Origin of the sequence: Limnohabitans sp. MMS-10A-192, assembly GCF_003063335.1 — a bacterium.
Classification (GTDB): Bacteria; Pseudomonadota; Gammaproteobacteria; order Burkholderiales; family Burkholderiaceae_C; genus Limnohabitans_A.
The window spans coordinates 239,849-256,124 of the sequence record NZ_NERX01000003.1 but is presented as its reverse complement, the minus strand read 5'-3'; the positions used below and the strand labels follow the sequence as shown (position 1 = coordinate 256,124).

Annotated in this window: 16 protein-coding genes; 12 read left to right on the top strand and 4 right to left on the bottom strand. The window is 62.8% G+C overall.

Features of this window, described 5'->3' with window-relative positions; translation table 11 throughout:
- Positions 1-5 precede the first annotated feature (5 nt).
- The 3 genes from B9Z43_RS08420 to B9Z43_RS08410 all read right to left on the bottom strand — a co-directional run bounded on the left by B9Z43_RS08420 (position 6) and on the right by B9Z43_RS08410 (position 1,292).
- Entirely contained in the window at positions 6-362 is a 357-nt protein-coding gene (locus tag B9Z43_RS08420) for a DUF86 domain-containing protein (RefSeq protein ID WP_108324382.1), read from the bottom strand.
- Positions 359-649 carry a nucleotidyltransferase family protein gene (locus tag B9Z43_RS08415; protein WP_108324381.1) on the bottom strand — a complete coding sequence of 97 codons (291 nt, stop codon included), beginning with the start codon at positions 647-649 and terminating at the stop codon, positions 359-361. The genes B9Z43_RS08420 and B9Z43_RS08415 overlap by 4 nt, the downstream gene beginning before the upstream one ends.
- Positions 650-713: 64 nt before the next feature.
- Positions 714-1,292 carry a DUF2889 domain-containing protein gene (locus tag B9Z43_RS08410; RefSeq protein WP_233249963.1) on the bottom strand — a complete coding sequence of 193 codons (579 nt, stop codon included), beginning with the start codon at positions 1,290-1,292 and terminating at the stop codon, positions 714-716.
- 60 nt (positions 1,293-1,352) lie between these two features.
- Here B9Z43_RS08410 and B9Z43_RS08405 point away from each other — a divergent pair, with 60 nt between their 5' ends.
- Complete coding sequence (locus tag B9Z43_RS08405; RefSeq protein ID WP_199222279.1) at positions 1,353-2,924, top strand: acyl-CoA synthetase; 1,572 nt, start codon at positions 1,353-1,355, stop codon at positions 2,922-2,924.
- A gap of 180 nt (positions 2,925-3,104) precedes the next feature.
- On the opposite strand, the gene gndA is transcribed toward B9Z43_RS08405, so the two are convergent.
- Entirely contained in the window at positions 3,105-4,514 is a 1,410-nt protein-coding gene (gndA, locus tag B9Z43_RS08400; RefSeq protein WP_108324379.1) for an NADP-dependent phosphogluconate dehydrogenase, read from the bottom strand.
- Positions 4,515-4,712: 198 nt separating this feature from the next.
- On the opposite strand from gndA, the gene B9Z43_RS08395 reads away from it, so the two are divergent.
- Genes B9Z43_RS08395 through B9Z43_RS08345 form a run of 11 tightly spaced genes read left to right on the top strand, consistent with a single transcriptional unit; the run spans position 4,713 to position 16,272 of the window.
- The gene (locus B9Z43_RS08395) at positions 4,713-5,516 is read left to right on the top strand and encodes a GntR family transcriptional regulator (RefSeq protein WP_199222278.1); all 804 of its coding nucleotides are present in this window, start codon (positions 4,713-4,715) and stop codon (positions 5,514-5,516) included.
- 22 nt (positions 5,517-5,538) lie between these two features.
- Positions 5,539-6,741: an ABC transporter substrate-binding protein gene (locus tag B9Z43_RS08390; protein ID WP_108324378.1), complete on the top strand. Its 1,203-nt coding sequence runs from the start codon at positions 5,539-5,541 to the stop codon at positions 6,739-6,741.
- 26 nt (positions 6,742-6,767) lie between these two features.
- Positions 6,768-7,640 (top strand): branched-chain amino acid ABC transporter permease, encoded by an 873-nt coding sequence (locus tag B9Z43_RS08385; protein ID WP_108324377.1) that lies wholly within the window; start codon positions 6,768-6,770, stop codon positions 7,638-7,640.
- Positions 7,637-8,617 carry a branched-chain amino acid ABC transporter permease gene (locus B9Z43_RS08380; RefSeq protein ID WP_108324376.1) on the top strand — a complete coding sequence of 327 codons (981 nt, stop codon included), beginning with the start codon at positions 7,637-7,639 and terminating at the stop codon, positions 8,615-8,617. Before B9Z43_RS08385 ends, B9Z43_RS08380 begins: the two co-directional genes overlap by 4 nt.
- Entirely contained in the window at positions 8,614-9,390 is a 777-nt protein-coding gene (locus B9Z43_RS08375; RefSeq protein WP_108324375.1) for an ABC transporter ATP-binding protein, read from the top strand. The genes B9Z43_RS08380 and B9Z43_RS08375 overlap by 4 nt, the downstream gene beginning before the upstream one ends.
- Complete coding sequence (locus tag B9Z43_RS08370) at positions 9,387-10,097, top strand: ABC transporter ATP-binding protein (protein WP_108324374.1); 711 nt, start codon at positions 9,387-9,389, stop codon at positions 10,095-10,097. The genes B9Z43_RS08375 and B9Z43_RS08370 overlap by 4 nt, the downstream gene beginning before the upstream one ends.
- Before the next feature lie 8 nt (positions 10,098-10,105).
- Positions 10,106-11,392: a 3-isopropylmalate dehydratase large subunit gene (locus B9Z43_RS08365; protein ID WP_108324373.1), complete on the top strand. Its 1,287-nt coding sequence runs from the start codon at positions 10,106-10,108 to the stop codon at positions 11,390-11,392.
- On the top strand, positions 11,389-11,892 hold the full coding sequence (locus tag B9Z43_RS08360) for a 3-isopropylmalate dehydratase (RefSeq protein ID WP_108324372.1): 504 nt from the start codon (positions 11,389-11,391) through the stop codon (positions 11,890-11,892). Before B9Z43_RS08365 ends, B9Z43_RS08360 begins: the two co-directional genes overlap by 4 nt.
- A 5-nt stretch (positions 11,893-11,897) precedes the next feature.
- On the top strand, positions 11,898-13,604 hold the full coding sequence (locus B9Z43_RS08355) for a hydantoinase B/oxoprolinase family protein (RefSeq protein ID WP_233249962.1): 1,707 nt from the start codon (positions 11,898-11,900) through the stop codon (positions 13,602-13,604).
- Positions 13,601-15,673: a hydantoinase/oxoprolinase family protein gene (locus tag B9Z43_RS08350; protein ID WP_108324371.1), complete on the top strand. Its 2,073-nt coding sequence runs from the start codon at positions 13,601-13,603 to the stop codon at positions 15,671-15,673. Before B9Z43_RS08355 ends, B9Z43_RS08350 begins: the two co-directional genes overlap by 4 nt.
- Positions 15,670-16,272: a cysteine hydrolase family protein gene (locus B9Z43_RS08345; RefSeq protein WP_108324370.1), complete on the top strand. Its 603-nt coding sequence runs from the start codon at positions 15,670-15,672 to the stop codon at positions 16,270-16,272. The genes B9Z43_RS08350 and B9Z43_RS08345 overlap by 4 nt, the downstream gene beginning before the upstream one ends.
- Positions 16,273-16,276 lie beyond the last annotated feature (4 nt).

Genomic DNA, 16,276 nt, shown 5'->3' with positions numbered 1-16,276 from the left:
GGGGCTTAAAGCGTGTTCCGTGCAAGAGTGACTTGCTCATGCAGGTAAGGCAAGTCAGATTCAATGGTTTTCCAGACGACGACCAGGTCCACTTTGTAATAGCCATGCGCCAGCACATTGCGCATGTCATAGGCAAATGACAATGGCAGTTCAGGGTGGGCGGTCACGAAGTCGGGCGCAACGCGCTCGATGTTGCGGCTGGCTTCTCCAATGATCTCGAAGTTGCGGATGACGGCGTCTTGGACCAGAGGGGTGGACAGGAATCCTGTTTCGTCCAAGTCTTCGCAATAGTTTTGGATGCGGTGGATGGCTTCCAGAATGTGGTCCAGATAGTCTGGCAAGCGCAAAGGATCACGGCTCATACAGGGCGGGCCTCGGCGATCACGGCTTTGCGGAACTTGTCCGGCAGGGCGCCAGGGGTCAGCACATCGACGGGGACACCGAGCAAGTTGCGCAGTTTGTAGCGAATGGCTCCCAGGTCAAACAAGGTGGTATTGGCTGTGGTGTCCACCAAGATGTCCAAATCACTTTCGTCAGTGTCCAGGCCATGCACGACCGAGCCAAACACGCGTGCATTCACCGCTCTGTGCGCCAGAACGATGTCACGTATTTCGCTGCGGTGGGCCGCCAGTGCTGCTGAGGGTTTCATGGTGGGGGTGAGCCTTTGTTGTCAGATTTTATGCACGAGCCCTGGGAATGCCAATCTGGCTTGATCAAGAACCCTCCACCACCTTCGGCTTGAAAAACATCGGATAAGCCCTCTGCACCGTCGGGCTGTCATAGGCCCAGCTGTGGCATTGGCCCAGGTGGAAGGGGGGCTTGGCGATTTCGGGTTGGGGCTCGCCGGCCACTTCGCGGCGGTGCCATTGGCCTGCGGGCAGGGTTTGGTAGGCGGCGGTCGCCATGTTGAACAGCATTTCGCGCAGGTGGGTGCAGCCTTCGGTGCCGCCCACGTGTTCGTTGATGACTTTGCGCCAGCCCGGGCCCATGGTCTGGCCGATCAGTCGGTGCATGCCGTGGGGTGCGCCCGCGCACTCGGGGTGGGGGATGTCGTCCATGGCGGTGACGATGTCCTGGATGACCATTTTGTTGTTCAGCGTGACGCGGATCTTCAGGCCGTGGATGGGTTCATTGGCCGGAAAGGGGCGTTCGTTGGGCACCTTGAAGCCAAAGGTCTTGACGTCGGTCAATTCGGCTTCGATGTCCCACAGGCCGTCTTCGCGGTCATAGCCGCTGTAAACGACGGTTCGCGTATGTGACAGTTTTCGGGGGGAGGGAGGGGGAAGTGCCAATGGAATTCTCGCGGGTCTGGTGTTCAATCTTCCGATCATATCGATGCAGGAGCCCGCACCATGTCCCACGCCCCCCAAACTGCCATCCACCCCGCCGTCCGCCGCCAGACCATCGCCGATGCCCTGCGCCGCACCGCGATCCGCTTGCCCGCCAAGACCGGCATCGTGTGCGGCAGCACCACCTGGACGTATGCCGAGTTCGATGCGCTCGTGACGCGCCTGGCCGCAGGCCTGGCCAGCATCGGTGTGTCCGAGGGGGACAAGGTGGCTGTGCTGGCCCGCAACTCGCACGGCTTTGCCGCGCTGCGCTTTGCGCTGGCCCGCCGGGGCGCGGTCATGGTGCCGATCAACTTCATGCTCAAGGCCGAAGAAGTCGCCTACATCTTGCGCCACGCAGGCGCCAAAACCTTGGCCACCGACAGCGGCCTGGCCGAGCTGGCGCAGGCTGCAGCCAAGCTCGACACGCAGGTGCAGCAGTTCATCTGGCTGCCGTCCGAAGACCCGAGCCAACCGGTGGCGGGCATGCACAGCTTTGACACCTTGGCCGCTTGCACCGATGCACTGCCCGAGTTGCAGTTGGGCAGTTACGACGTGGCGCAGATCGTCTACACCAGCGGCACCGAGTCCTCGCCCAAAGGCGCGCAGCTCACGCACGACGCCGTCATGTGGCAGTACGTCAGCTGCGTGATCGACGCCGAAATTGCCGAGGCCGACGTGGCCCTGCACGCGCTGCCGCTGTACCACTGCGCCCAGCTCGATGTGTTCTTTGGCCCGGCCATTTACATGGGCAGCACCAACGTCATCACGTCCAAGCCCACGCCCGACAACCTGCTGCCGATGATCGAGAAGTTCGGCATCACCAGCTTCTTTGCGCCGCCCACGGTGTGGATCGCCTTGCTGCGCTCGCCGCTGCTCGATGCCGACAAACTCTCCAAGCTGGCCAAGGGCTACTACGGCGCGTCCATCATGCCGGTGGAGGTGCTCAAAGAGTTGGCGGCACGTCTGCCCAAAGTGCGCTTGTGGAACTTGTACGGTCAGACCGAAATCGCGCCGCTGGCCACCATGCTCGGCCCAGACGACCAACTGCGCAAACCCGGCTCGTGCGGCAAGGCGGTGCGCAACGTCGAGACCCGTGTGGTCAACGACGACATGCAGGACGTGGCCGTGGGCGAAGTGGGCGAGATCGTGCACCGCTCGCCGCATTTGATGCTGGGCTACTTCCACGACGACGAGCGCACCAAGGCCTCGTTTGAGGGCGACTGGTTCCACAGTGGTGATTTGGGCATCATCGACGACGAGGGCTACATCACCGTGGTGGACCGCAAGAAGGACATGATCAAGTCCGGCGGCGAAAACGTGGCCAGCCGCGAGGTGGAAGAGATGATTTACCGCCTGCCGCAAGTCAGCGAAGTGGCGGTGATCGGCTTGCCCGACCCCAAGTGGGTGGAGGCCGTGACGGCGGTGATCGTGGTCAAAGTCGGGCAGACGCTCGATGAAGCAGCGGTGATCGCGCACTGCAGCCAGCACATGGCGGGTTTCAAGACACCCAAGCGCGTGGTCTTCACCGATGCGCTGCCCAAGAACCCCAGCGGTAAATTGCTCAAGCGCGATTTGCGGGTGCGTTACGCATGAAGGGCTGATTGCCCTTCTTTGTTATCCCGAGCGCTAGGGTCATCCCGGTCCTAACTAAAGCTTTGTCACCCCGGGCTTGACCCGGGGTCCAGAACCCGCAGTCATGGATCCCGGGTCAAGCCCGGGATGACATTTGAAGAGCCCGGGGTGACAAAGGACTTCGGGTGAGAGAAGCCTTGTTCACGCACCCCAGCGGGTGTGGAACTTGCCCGGCTTGTCGGTGCGCTGGTAGGTGTGTGCGCCAAAGTAGTCGCGCTGGGCTTGCAGCAAGTTAGCGGGCAGGCGGGCGGATCGGTAGGCGTCGTAATACGACAGGGCGCTCATGAAGGCGGGCACGGCCACGCCGTTCAGGGCGGCCATGGCCACCACTTCGCGCAGGTCTTGTTCGCAGTCGGCCATCACGCGGGCAAAGTGATCGTCGATCAACAAATTGGGCAGGTCGTTGTTTGCGGCAAAGGCGCGGCGCATGTCTTCCAGCAGGTGGGCGCGGATGATGCAGCCCGCACGCCAGACCGAGGCCACCTTGGCCATGGGCAGTTGCCACTGGTGTTCGCGGTCGGCGGCTTTGAGCAGCGCAAAGCCTTGCGCATAGGCGCACAGCTTGGCGGCCAGCAAGGCGCGCTGGATCTTGGGTAACACTTCGGCGCGCTCGCCCACCGCCTTGGGCGCAGGGCCTTTCAAGATTTTGGACGCCGCCACGCGCTCGGGCTGGATGGCGCTGATGGTGCGGGCAAACACCGCGTCGGCAATCGTGGGCGCGGTCACGCCCATGTCCAGCGCGATCTGGCTGGTCCATTTGCCGGTGCCTTTTTGCTCGGCGGTGTCCAGGATCACGTTGACCAAAGCGTCGCCGGTGTCGGGGTCTGTTTGCTTCAGGATGTCGGCGGTGATGCCGATCAGGTAGCTGCCCAACTCGCCTTCGTTCCAGTGGGCAAAGACCGGGCTCATCTCGGCGGCGCTCATGCCCAGGCATTGCTGCATCAGCCAATAGGCTTCGCAGATCATTTGCATGTCGGCGTATTCGATGCCGTTGTGCACCATCTTCACAAAGTGACCGGCACCGCCGTGGCCCATCCAGTCGCAGCAGGGCTGGCCATCGTCGGCCTTGGCGGCAATGGCTTGCAGCAGGGGTTTGACCAGCGGCCAGGCCTCGGGCGAGCCGCCGGGCATGAGCGCGGGGCCGCGCAGGGCGCCTTCTTCGCCGCCGCTTACGCCAGCGCCCACATACAAGATGCCCGAGCCTTCAAGCGCTGCGATGCGACGCTGCGTGTCGGTGAACAAAGTGTTGCCGCCGTCGATGATGACGTCACCCGTCGCCAGCAGGGGGCGCAGCTCGGCCAGCACCGCATCCACCGGGGCGCCTGCGGGCACCATCAGCCACACGCGGCGCGGCACTTGCAAGCTGGCCACCAGCTGGGCCAAAGACTCGGCGGTCTGGGCTTTCAGGCCCTGGGTGCGCTGGGTGAAGCTTTGGCGCCGGGTCACGTCCAGGTCAAAACCGCTGACGGCAAAACCGTTGCGCGCCAGATTCAGGGCCAGGTTTTCACCCATCACGCCCAGGCCCACCAGGCCGATATCGCTTGCTTGCATGTGACTCTTTTTCGTAATGGTCGCAGCCAGATGTAGAGAGTTCATCTGGTTTTCGGAGCCGATTTTGCAACAGCTCTTGGCCTGAGCGCTGTCGCCGCTGCGGGTCAGGTCATGCGGGAAATCCCCAATCAAATGTCCTATGGATAGAACCTGATTGTTCTATTGACAGGACATTAGGACTGATTGACGATAGCAGCCATGAACCCGAATTTGCCTTTGCCCAAGTACCACCAGATTTATCTGGTGCTGCGCGAGCAATTGCGCGAAGGCCGTTTTGATGCCGGTTTGCCCGGCGAGATGGCTTTGATGGGCCAGTTCGGCGTGGCCCGTGTCACGGTGCGCCGAGCGCTGTCGCAGTTGGCGCAAGAAGGCCTGATCAGCCGTGAGCCCGGTCGCGGCACCCGCCCTGTGCAAGCGCGGGCCAATGAAGTGCAGATGCAAGCGGCCACCATGGCCACAGGTCAGCAGGCGCGCCTGACGGGCCTGCTGGAGAACTTGGTCACCATGGGCCTGCGCACCAAGGTCAAGGTCTTGTCGGTCGAGCGCATGCGTGCGCCGGTCGATGTGGCCGCCGCCTTGCAGCTGCAAGCCGGTGCCACCGTGCAAAAAGCCGAACGTGTGCGCAGCACGCCCGAAGGGCCGCTCTCGCACATCACCACCTGGGTGCCAGAGTCGATCTCTGCGGGCTTTGGCAAACGTGAATTGATGCAAAAGCCCATCTTGGTGCTGCTCGAAGAGTCGGGCGTCAAGGTGGGGCGTGCTGAGCAAACCATTTCGGCCCGCTTGGCCGATGTGGGCATGGCCCAGCACCTGGATGTGTCCGTCGGATCGGCCTTGTTGGCGGTGCGGCGTTTGATTTATGACGAGGACGACCGTCCCGTCCAATGGCTGCATGGCTTGTACCGACCGGACCGGTACGAATACCAGATGCAGTTATCCCGCGTTGGCAGCATCGATGCCAAGGTGTGGGTAAGCCAAGAGCTGTCCGCCAACTTTCATTGACCTTCACGAAAAGGATGTTCTCATGACCACACGTCGTACCTTTATGGGCCAGTCCGCTGCTGCGGCATCGGCACTTGCATTTCCTTTGGTGAGCGGGGCGCAGCCCAAGCCCGTCAAAGTGGGTGTTTTGCACCCCGTCACCGGTGCTTTGGCTTATTCCGGTCAGCAGTGCCGCATGGGCGCTTTGATGGCCATTGAAGACATCAACAAGGCCGGCGGCATCAAGTCGCTGGGCGGCGCCAAGCTCGAAGCCATGCTGGGCGATGCGCAGTCCAACCCGCAAGCGGGCACTGCCGAAATCGAGAAGATGAACGAAGCCGGCGTCAGCGCCGTGGTCGGTGCCTTCGCATCCGCCATTTGCCTGGCCACCACACAAGCGGCCGCCAAGTACAACCTGCCCCATGTGGTCGACGTCGGTGTGGCCGACCAGATCGTTGAGCGTGGCCTGAAAAACACCTTCCGCTTTGGCCCCGGCTACAAGAAGTGCGCCGAGACGGCCGTGGCCAGCTTGCACGCCCTGAACACCGCTGCTGGCAAGCCCGCCCGCACCGTGATGATCGTGCACGAAGAGTCGCTGTTTGGCACAGGCACCGCCAACTTGTTGGCCAAAGAGTTGCCCGGCTACGGCTACGAAGTCAAAGAGATCATCAAGCACGCCAACCCCACGCGTGACTTCAACAACATCGCGCTGCGCATCAAGCAGGTCAACCCCGACATCTTGATCCCCGCCAACTACTACAACGAATACGCCTTGCTGGTGCGCACACTGCAGCAGCAAAAGATCACGCCCAAGGCCATCTATTCGGTGCTCGGCGGCGCGGCATCAAGCTACAAGTTCGTCAAGGAATTCCCAGAGGCGGCCAACGGCATCATCGACTGCAACCATTGGTTCAACCCCAAGGACAAGCGCTCTGCCGAACTGAAAAAGCGTGTGGAAGCCCAAGGCCAGTTCTTCAGCTACGAAGTGTTCATGACCTACACCGCCATGATGCTGCTGGCCGATGCGATCGAGCGCGCCAAGTCGCCAGACCGCGCCGCCATCATCGACGCGCTGGCTTCGAGCAAGTTCGCCAACCACATCATGCCCTACGGTCCTACACAGTTTGTGAACGGTCAGAACATGGGCGCACAGCCTTTGATGACCCAGGTCACCAAAGGCGACATCAAGGTGATCGTGCCGCGCGACTACCGCGAAGTCGAACCGGTCTTCCCGCTCAAGGGCTGATCTGGCATTGAACTGAAAGACTCCCGATGCTTGACTTGAACATCCTGTTTCCGTCAGTGCTCAACGGCATCACCACCGGTGCCGTGTATGCGCTGATTGCGCTGGGCCTGACGCTGATTTATGGCGTGCTGCACATCATCAATTTCGCGCATGGCGCGGCCTTGATGGTGGCGCTGTACGGCGTGTACATGCTCAAGGAAAAGCTCGGGATCGATCCTTACCTGGCCTTGCCCATCATGGTGCCGGCCATGTTCGTTCTGGGCTATGCGCTGCAGCGCGGTGTCATCAACCGCGCCAGCCATGGCAAAGACGAAAACATTCTGCTGGTCACACTGGGCCTGTCCATCGTGCTGGAAAACCTGGCTTTGCTGTTTTTCAAATCCGACACCCGAACCATTGAAACCGCTTACACCCTGAGCACGGTCGAGATCGGCCCGGCCTTCATCGCGCTGCCCAAATTGGTGGCGTTTGGTGGGGCCTTGGTGGTGTCGGCCGCGTTGTTGCTCATCGTGCAAAAGACCGACCTGGGTCGCGCCATCCGCGCGGTGTCCAAAGAAAAGCAAGGTGCCCGCTTGATGGGCATCGATGTGGACCATGTGTACGCCATGTGCTTTGGCTTGGGCCTGGCCAGTTTGGGGGCTGCAGCCTGCTTTTTGATGCCGGCTTATTACGTCAACCCACAGGTGGGCAATGGCTTTGTGCTGGTGGCCTTCACCATCGTGGTGCTGGGCGGCATGGGCAGCTTTGCCGGGGCTTTGCTCGGCGGCTTGCTGATTGGCGTGGTCGAGTCTTTGGGTGGTTTGCTGCTGGGCGAGTCGCTGGGGCAAGTGGGTATTTTTGTGATTTTCATTGCGGTGCTGATGCTTCGGCCGCAAGGATTTTTTGGAGCGAAGGCATGAAAGACTTTCGCCGCATTGCGCTGTTTGCATTGCTCATTGGCGCGGTGCCGTTTTTCACCCAATCGGGTGTGGTGCTCAACTTTGTGATGACCGCGCTGTACGCCTGCTTGCTCTCGCAAGCCTGGAACGTGCTGGGTGGTTTTGGTGGGCAATTTTCGTTTGGCCACGCGCTCTTTTTTGGCACTGGCGCTTATGTGCAGGCCATCGCGCAAATGCAATGGGGCCTGAGCCCTTGGGTGGCTTTGCCGCTGGCCATGGCTTTTGCAGCCGGTGTGGGTGCTTTTGTGGGCGCGGCCTCGTTCCGTTATGGCCTCAAGGGCTCGTACTTTGCCTTGGTCACGCTGGCCTTTGCCGAGGTGTTCCGCATCGTGGCCACCTCGGTGCCTTTCACCGGTGCCGGTGTGGGCCTGATGCTGCCGCTGCAGGAGTCGGCCGCCAACATGCAGTTCGCCAACCGGTCCGGTTTCATCTGGCTCATGCTGGGCCTGGTCACGCTGGCGCTGTGCGTCACGGCATGGCTCAAGGCTTCGCGCTTTGGCGCTTACCTGCAAGCGGTGCGTGACAACGAAGACGCGGCCCGCGCCATTGGCGTGAACCCCTTCAAGGTCAAGCTGGTGGCCACCATCTTGTCGGGCGGCCTGATGGGCGCTGGCGGTGCGTTTTACGTGCAGGTGTTCCAGTACATCGACCCAGGCATTGCCTTTGGCTCGCACACCTCGGTCGAGGCTTTGGTGGGCGCGATTGTGGGCGGTCTGGGCACGCTGTGGGGACCGCTTTTGGGCGCCATCAGCTTGCACATCCTGGCCGACCTCACGCGCAATTTGTTTGGCCAGTTGCCAGGCATCAACATGGTCATTTACGGCGTGGTGCTGATCGGCATTGTGATGTTCTTGCCCCGTGGCATTGCGGGCTTGGGCACCATCACGCCGCTGCAGTGGTGGCGTGGTGGCAAGGCTTCGGATGGAGAAAAACCATGAGCGCGCTCCTGCAAATCGACGGCGTGGGTAAATCCTTTGGCGGTCTCAAGGCCGTGCAAAACGTCAGCCTGTCGGTGACCGAAGGGCGCCTGAGCGCCTTGATCGGTCCCAACGGTGCGGGCAAGACGACCTTGTTTGCGTTGATGTCCGGCTTCATCGTGCCCGACACCGGGCGCGTGGCCTTTGCCGGGCAAGACATCACCGGCCAGGCGCCGCACCTGAACGCCCGCATGGGCCTGACCCGCACCTTCCAGATCGTGCAGCCTTTTGCCGCGCAGACGGTGCGTGAAAACATCGCGGTCGGTGCGCATCTGCACCTGCCCGGTCGTGCGCAAGCGCTCGAGTTTGCCGAGTCGGTGGCGCAGCAGGTGGGCCTGACGCCACAGCTGGACAAACTGGCCAGCGACCTCACCGTGGCCGGCCGCAAGCGCCTGGAGCTGGCGCGTGCGCTGGCCACGCGCCCGCGCCTTTTGCTGCTGGACGAGGTGCTGGCGGGCCTGAATCCGCAAGAGATTGCCGAGATGATTCCGGTGGTGCAAAGCATTGCCAAAAGCGGCGTGACGGTCTTGATGATCGAGCACGTCATGCAAGCCGTGATGAGCCTGGCGCAAGAAGTCTGGGTGCTGGCCCAAGGGCAATTGATTGCCCACGGCACGCCCGCCGAAGTGACGAACAACAAAGCGGTGGTCGAGGCCTATCTGGGCCACGGCACCGCCGAGCGTTTGCAAAAGAACGCGGCCAAAGCGCTGGCCGCCAAGGAGGCCCAGGCATGAGCGCTTTGTTGAATGTGCAAGGCCTGAAGTCGGGCTACGGTGCGGTCGAGGTTTTGCGCGGTGTGGACCTGAAGGTCATGCCCGGCGAGACGGTGGCGCTCTTGGGCAGCAACGGTGCAGGCAAGACCACGCTCAACCTGACCTTGAGTGGCTTGGTGGCCACGCGTGCCGGGCAGGTGCAGTTCGATGGGCAGGACATCACCGGCATGCATTCGCGCGAGGTGGTGACGCACGGTTTGATCCAGGTGCCCGAAGGCCGCAAGGTCTTCCCCAACCTGAGCGTGCATGAAAACCTGGAACTGGGCGCCTTCACCCGGGGCCGCGAGCGCCGGGCACAAAACCTGGACAAGGTGTACGACACCTTTCCGCGCCTGAAGGAACGTGTGACGCAACTGGCAGGCACTTTGAGCGGTGGCGAGCAGCAGATGCTGGCCATTGGCCGAGGCCTCATGGCCGAGCCGCGTTTGTTGATCCTGGACGAGCCTTCGCTGGGTTTGTCTCCGCTTTTGGTCGAAGAGATGTTCGCGCTGATCGCGCAGTTGCGCAGCACGGGCCTGGCGGTCTTGCTGGTCGAGCAAAACGTGGGCCAATCGCTGGACATTGCCGACCGCGCCTATGTGATGGAAAACGGCACGATCCGTTTTTCGGGCACGCCCGCCGACCTGTTGGCCAGCGACACTTTGCGGCAAGCCTATTTGGGCATGTGAGGCGCTGAATGAGCACGAGCGAAACCATGCCGCAAACCTTGGCACAAAAACTGATTGCCCGCGCTGCAGGCCGTACCCATGTCGCCGTGGGCGAGGTGGTGACCTGCAACGTGGACTTGGCCATGTTCCACGACTCGTCCGGCCCCCGGCGTCTCAAGCCTATGTTGGACGAGTTGGGCGCCGAGATCTGGGACAAAAACAAAGTGGTGCTGGTGCTTGACCACTATGTGCCCGCACAAGACGCGGACGCGCAAAAAATCATCCAGATCACCCGTGACACCGCCAAGCTTTGGCAGCTGCCGAATGTGATCGACAGCGAAGGCATCTGCCATGTGGTTTTGCCCGAACGGGGCCATTTGAAGCCCGGCATGTTTTGCGTGGGCGGCGACTCGCATTCGCCCACGGGCGGTGCGTTTGGCTGCTACATGTTCGGCATTGGCGCCACCGAGATGCTGGGCGTGTGCGTGACCGGCCAGATTTGGGTGCAGGTGCCGCGCACCTTGCGCATGCACTGGCATGGCCGCTTGCAAGCGGGTGTGTCGGCCAAAGACATGATGCTGCACATGATTGCCCGCTTTGGCATGAACGGCGGCCAATACCAGGCGGTGGAGTTTGCAGGCGCTGCCGTGCAGGCCTTGTCCATGGCCGAGCGCATGACGATGTCCAACATGAGCGCCGAGATGGGCGCACAAGCGGGCTTGATCGCGGCCGATGCCACGACGCTGGCGCACCTGAAATCGATTGGCGTGTCGGAAGGCCAACTCAGCGGTGCCGAGCAGTGGTTCACCGACGAAGACGCAGAGTACGAGCAACACATGTTTGACGCCTCGCGCCTGAGCCCGCAAGTGGCCGCGCCGCACAGCCCGGCCAACACGCGCGATGTGGCCGAGTTTGCCGACGTGGTGCCCAGCATTGCCTACATCGGTGCCTGCACCGGTGCCAAGCTCGAAGACCTGCGCGCCGCCGCGCAGGTGCTCAAGGGCCAGCGCGTGGCCGCTGGCGTGCAGCTCATGGTGGCGCCGGCCAGCGCCCGCGAGCAAGCCCAGGCCACGCAAGAAGGCGTGATGCAGATCCTGCAGGACGCAGGCGCCACCATCTTGCCCAACAGCTGCGGCGCTTGCGCCGGTTACGGCGCGACTTTCCCGGAAGGGGCCACCGTGATTTCGAGCACTGCCCGCAACTTCAAGGGCCGCATGGGCCCGGCCAGCGTGAACGTGTATTTGGCCTCGCCCTACACCGTGGCGGCTTCGGCTTTGCGTGGGCGCATCAGCGATGCACGCGAGGTGCTGGCATGAACACGCGCAGTTTCAAGAACGCAAGAGTTTGGCGCGTGGGCGCCGATGTGGACACCGATGCACTGGCGCCCGGCGCCTATATGAAGCATGGGCTGGAAGTGATTGGCTGGCATTGCCTGGAGGCGGTGCGTGCCGACTTCGCCTCGGGTGTGCAAGCGGGCGATGTGCTGGTGGCTGGGGCCAACTTTGGCATTGGATCTTCACGCGAGCAGGCGGCCGGCGTGCTGCGGCACCTGGGCTTGGCTGCAGTGATCGCGCCGTCTTACAGCGGTCTGTATTTCCGCAACGCTTTCAACTTGGGCCTCTTGCTGCTGACCTGCCCCGAGGCCGACAAGATCGAAGAGGGCGAGCGCGTGGCCTTGCATTTTGAAGGCGACACCCCGCAGGTGATCCGTGCCAACGGCCAGGTTTTGGCTTGCGCGGCCATCCCCGGTTTTTTGATGGACATGGTCGATGCAGGTGGTTTGCTGCCCCTGCTCAAGAATAGAAAACAAGGATGAACCCGATGGTTTCAGCTTCTCAAACTCCCGCTGCCATGAACCCGGTGACTGACCCGGTGATGGACCCGGTTACCCTGGCCGTGCTGCGCGGTCGGCTCGAACAAATCGCCGACGAGATGGACGCGACGCTGTACCGCAGCGCCTTCAACCCCATCATTGCCGAGGCGCACGACGCTTGCCACGGTCTGTACGACGCCATCACCGGCGACACCCTGATCCAGGGCAAGTCGGGCCTGCCCGTTTTTGTGGGCGCCATGGCTTTTGCCGTACGCGCCGCCATGCGCGTGGCCGCTGAGCGCGGCGGCATGCAGCCGGGTGATGTGTGGTTGTTCAACGACCCCTACGAAGGCGGCACGCACGCCAACGATTTCAAGCTGGTCAAGCCTTGCTTTCGCAACGGCCAGCTGTATTGCTTTTTGGCCTCGGCCGCGCACTGGCACGATGTGGGCGGTGCGGTGCCCGGCAACTACAACCCGGCCGCGACCGAGTGCTGGCAAGAAGCGGTGCAGATCCCGCCGGTGCGCATCTTGCGCGCTGGCGTGCTCGACGACGATGTGTTGGCCATTTTGCGCGCAAACACCCGCTTGCCCGACAGCTTGTGGGGCGACCTGAACGGCCAGTTGGCCGCGCTCGAATTGGGTGCGCGCCGTCTGGACGGCTTGCTCGACGAATACGGCGATGCCAAAGTGGCGCAGGCCCTGGTGGAGCTGCGCACCCGAGCCGTGCGCCTGATGCGCTCGCACATCGGCAGCTTGCCCGATGGCCGCTACAGCTTTGAAGACGTGCTGGACAACGACGGCGTGAAAGACGAGTTGCTGACGATTGCGCTCGACATGACGGTGGCTGGCGATCGGCTGACGCTGGACTTTTCTCGCACCTCGGCGCAGTGCGCGGGCCCGGTGAACATTTCGCGTGCCACAGCCGTGGCCGCTTGTTATGTGGCCTTGAAGCATGTGTTCCCCGATGTGCCCGCCAACGCGGGCGTGCTCGATGCGGTGGACTTCATCATCCCCGATGGCCTGGTCATCAGCGCGTCGCGGCCCCGTCCGGTGGGCGGCTACACCGAAACGATTTTGCGCATGATCGATGTGATCTTCAGCGCCACGGCCCTGGCCGACCCACAGCGGGCGGTGGCCCATGCCTACGGCACCATCAACGCCTTGTCGATTGCCGGGCACCGCACCGACGACAAGCGCAAAGGCCAGCGCTGGGTGATGTTCAGCTTTTTCGGTGGCGGGCACGGTGGCCATTCGGATGGCGATGGCCTGTCGCACGGCAACGCGCCGATCTCTACCGCCACGATCCCACCGATGGAAATTCTGGAAGCGGCCTACCCGGTGCGCTTCACCCAGTGGGCCTTGCGCCCCGGCTCGGGCGGCGATGGCCAGCACCGGGGCGGTTTGGGTGCGATTTACGAGATCGAGTTGCTCGAAGACAGCGCCGAGGCTTTCATCTTTGGCGAGCGCGGCAAGTCGGCCCCCAAAGGCATCCACGGCGGCCAATCTGCACTGCCTAACGTGTTCGAGTATTGCCAAAACGGCGAGTGGAAGACCCCGCCGATGGTCTCCAAGATGCTCGGCATCCATCTGAAAAAAGGCGACCGCGTGCGCCTGCAAACGCCAGGCGGCGGCGGCTGGGGCACTCCGGCTGAGCGCACTGAAAAAGACCGCGCCAATGACGCGGCACTCGGTTACACCAAGGAACAAGCATGAGCGAGCAGTCTGTGAATCAACCGCATTGGGTGGTCGGCGTGGACGTGGGCGGTACGTTTACCGACCTGTTTGTGTTGGATGAAAAAACCGGCCAGGCCCGCATCGTGAAAGTGCCCTCGACCCGGGGCGAAGAAGCCCGTGGCTTCATGAACGGCATCGCCAAAGTGACCGGGGTCACCGGTGCCGAAGGCGCCAAAGACATCGCCACCATCGTGCACGGCACCACCGTGGGCACCAACGCCTTGCTGGAACGCAAGATCGCCCGCACCGGCATCATCACCACACGCGGCTTTCGCGATGTGCTGGAGATGCGCCGCCGCGACCGCCCGCAAACCTGGGGCCTGCGCGGCAGCTACACGCCGGTCGTGCCACGGGCTTGGCGCTTGGAAGTGGACGAGCGTGTGCTGGCCGATGGGCAGTTGCACACCCCCGTGAATCTGGACCAGGTGCGCGAACAAGCCCGCGCCCTGCTGGCCGAAGGCTGCGAGGCCGTGTGTGTGTTCTTTGTGCACGCCTATGCCAACCCCGGCAACGAACAAGCCGCTGTGGCCGCTGTGCGTGAAATCTGGCCCAACAGCTACGTGACGGCAGCCAGCGAAGTGCTGCCCGAGATCCGCGAGTTCGAGCGCTGCTCGACGGCCACGCTCAACGCGGCATTGCAGCCCGTGGTGGGCAGCTATTTGCAGCGGCTGGACGGCGACTTGCGCGCCCAAGGCTTTGGCGGTGAATTGCTGATTGTGCAAAGCAACGGCGGCGTGATGTCGCGCCAGACCGCTTGTGACGTACCGGTGCGCACCGCGCTGTCCGGTCCCGCTGCTGGCGTGATGGCCTGCGCCGAAATCGCCCGTGCTTCGGGCTTTGACAACGTCATCACTGGCGACATCGGCGGCACCTCGTTTGACGTGTCCTTGGTGGCCGGTGGCGAGGCGGCGCTGGCCGCGCAGACGTCCATCGAATTTGGCCTGGTGGTGCGCTCGCCCATGATCCAGATCGAGACCATCGGTGCCGGTGGCGGCTCGATCGCCTCGGTCGATGCGGGCGGCATGCTGCAAGTGGGCCCCGAGTCGGCCGGCAGCATTCCCGGCCCAGCTTGCTATGGGCGCGGCAACACCCGCCCCACCTTGACCGACGCGAATGTGCTGCTGGGTCGCATCGCGGCCGACCGGCCTTTGGGTGGCGGCTTGTTGCAGGCACTCAACGCTGGTTTGTCTGAGCAAGCCATCACCCAGCATGTGGCCGAGCCTTTGGGCTTGACGGCGCTGGCCGCTGCCGAAGCCATCCTCACCGTCGCCAACGCCCGCATGGCCGGCGCGATCCGCGTGGTGTCGATCGAGCGCGGCCACGATCCGCGCCAGTTCGCCTACATGCCTTTTGGCGGTGGCGGCGGCCTGCATGTGTGCGCCATGATGCGCGAGGTCGGCGTGACCACCGGCATCGTGCCGCGTTACCCGGGCGTGACGTCGGCGCTGGGCTGCGTGATGGCCGACATGCGCCATGACGCGGTGCAAACCTTGAACGTGGCTTTGGCCGATGTGGCCTGGCCTGCTTTGCTGCAGCGCGTGGACACATTGGCCGAGGCTTGCCAGGTGCGTTTGGATTCTGCCGGTGTGAACTTTGTGCGCGTGGACGAAGTCATCAGCTTTGACATGCTCTACATGGGCCAGACGCACACACTGCAAGTGCCTGTGAAGCGCGAGCAATTGAATGCCGCCGGTTTGCTGGCCGCGTTTGAGGCCTCTTACCAACATGCCTTTGGCCGTGTGCTGCAAGGCCCGGTGATCCGCGTGATGAACCTGCGTTATGCCCGCATCGGGCGTCGTCCCAAGTTCGACTTGGCGGTGTTGGCCCCGCAAGGCGAGGGCAGCACCACCCCGGTGGGCGAGCAGCAGGTATACCACCAAGGCCAATGGTGGACAGCCCAGCGCTACGAGCGCTTGAGCCTGCCCGTGGGCACCGTGGTGCAAGGCCCGGCGATTTTGGAGCAGCCCGACACGACCGTGTGGCTCGAACCCGGCTTTGAAGGCCGTGTCGACAAACTGGGCAACCTCTTGGTGGAGCGCACCGCATGAACTTGAAGACCGCCAAATTGGGCATGGTCATCGTGGACCTGCAAAACGATTTTTTGGCGCCTGACGGAGCTTATGCCCGGGGCAACACCCTGAGCGCCGAAGCTGTGAAGTTGCCCGAGCGCATGGCCCCGGTGGCCCGCGCCATCAAAGCCCATGGCGGCTTGGTCACGGCCAGTTTGTTCACGCTGTGGCCCGACGCGCAGGGCGAGCCCATGATCTCGGCGCACCTGAAAGAGCGCCGCCCGTTTTTGCGCAAGGGCGACTTTGCGCCGGGCAGCCGGGGGCAGGCCAATGTGGATGTATTGGCCCCGCTGGTTGATGTGTCGGTGTTCAAGGTCGCGTACTCGGCTTTCTTCAACACGCAACTCGACTGGGTGCTCAAAAAATCAGGCATCGACACGCTGGTGGTGTGCGGCATTGTGACCAACGGTGGTGTGGCCAGCACGGTGCGCGATGCGCATGTGCGTGACTACCATGTGATCGTGCTGTCCGACGGTTGCGCCGCCTTCAGCGATGCCGCGCACCAAGCCGCGCTGGCCGACATGGCGTCGGTGGGCGAGGTGATGGACAGCGCCACGTTCTTGAAGCAATTGGGCTGAAGCC

What these genes read in the sequence shown, in the direction of transcription:
- B9Z43_RS08420 (WP_108324382.1), bottom strand. Translation starts at nt 362, where the DNA reads ATGAGCCGTGATCCTTTGCGCTTGCCAGACTATCTGGACCACATTCTG.
- B9Z43_RS08350 (WP_108324371.1), top strand. Translation starts at nt 13,601, where the DNA reads ATGAGCGAGCAGTCTGTGAATCAACCGCATTGGGTGGTCGGCGTGGAC.
- B9Z43_RS08375 (WP_108324375.1), top strand. Translation starts at nt 8,614, where the DNA reads ATGAGCGCGCTCCTGCAAATCGACGGCGTGGGTAAATCCTTTGGCGGT.
- B9Z43_RS08385 (WP_108324377.1), top strand. Translation starts at nt 6,768, where the DNA reads ATGCTTGACTTGAACATCCTGTTTCCGTCAGTGCTCAACGGCATCACC.
- B9Z43_RS08355 (WP_233249962.1), top strand. Translation starts at nt 11,898, where the DNA reads ATGGTTTCAGCTTCTCAAACTCCCGCTGCCATGAACCCGGTGACTGAC.
- B9Z43_RS08390 (WP_108324378.1), top strand. Translation starts at nt 5,539, where the DNA reads ATGACCACACGTCGTACCTTTATGGGCCAGTCCGCTGCTGCGGCATCG.
- B9Z43_RS08345 (WP_108324370.1), top strand. Translation starts at nt 15,670, where the DNA reads ATGAACTTGAAGACCGCCAAATTGGGCATGGTCATCGTGGACCTGCAA.
- B9Z43_RS08370 (WP_108324374.1), top strand. Translation starts at nt 9,387, where the DNA reads ATGAGCGCTTTGTTGAATGTGCAAGGCCTGAAGTCGGGCTACGGTGCG.
- B9Z43_RS08405 (WP_199222279.1), top strand. Translation starts at nt 1,353, where the DNA reads ATGTCCCACGCCCCCCAAACTGCCATCCACCCCGCCGTCCGCCGCCAG.
- B9Z43_RS08365 (WP_108324373.1), top strand. Translation starts at nt 10,106, where the DNA reads ATGAGCACGAGCGAAACCATGCCGCAAACCTTGGCACAAAAACTGATT.
- B9Z43_RS08415 (WP_108324381.1), bottom strand. Translation starts at nt 649, where the DNA reads ATGAAACCCTCAGCAGCACTGGCGGCCCACCGCAGCGAAATACGTGAC.
- B9Z43_RS08395 (WP_199222278.1), top strand. Translation starts at nt 4,713, where the DNA reads ATGAACCCGAATTTGCCTTTGCCCAAGTACCACCAGATTTATCTGGTG.
- B9Z43_RS08380 (WP_108324376.1), top strand. Translation starts at nt 7,637, where the DNA reads ATGAAAGACTTTCGCCGCATTGCGCTGTTTGCATTGCTCATTGGCGCG.
- B9Z43_RS08360 (WP_108324372.1), top strand. Translation starts at nt 11,389, where the DNA reads ATGAACACGCGCAGTTTCAAGAACGCAAGAGTTTGGCGCGTGGGCGCC.
- gndA (WP_108324379.1), bottom strand. Translation starts at nt 4,514, where the DNA reads ATGCAAGCAAGCGATATCGGCCTGGTGGGCCTGGGCGTGATGGGTGAA.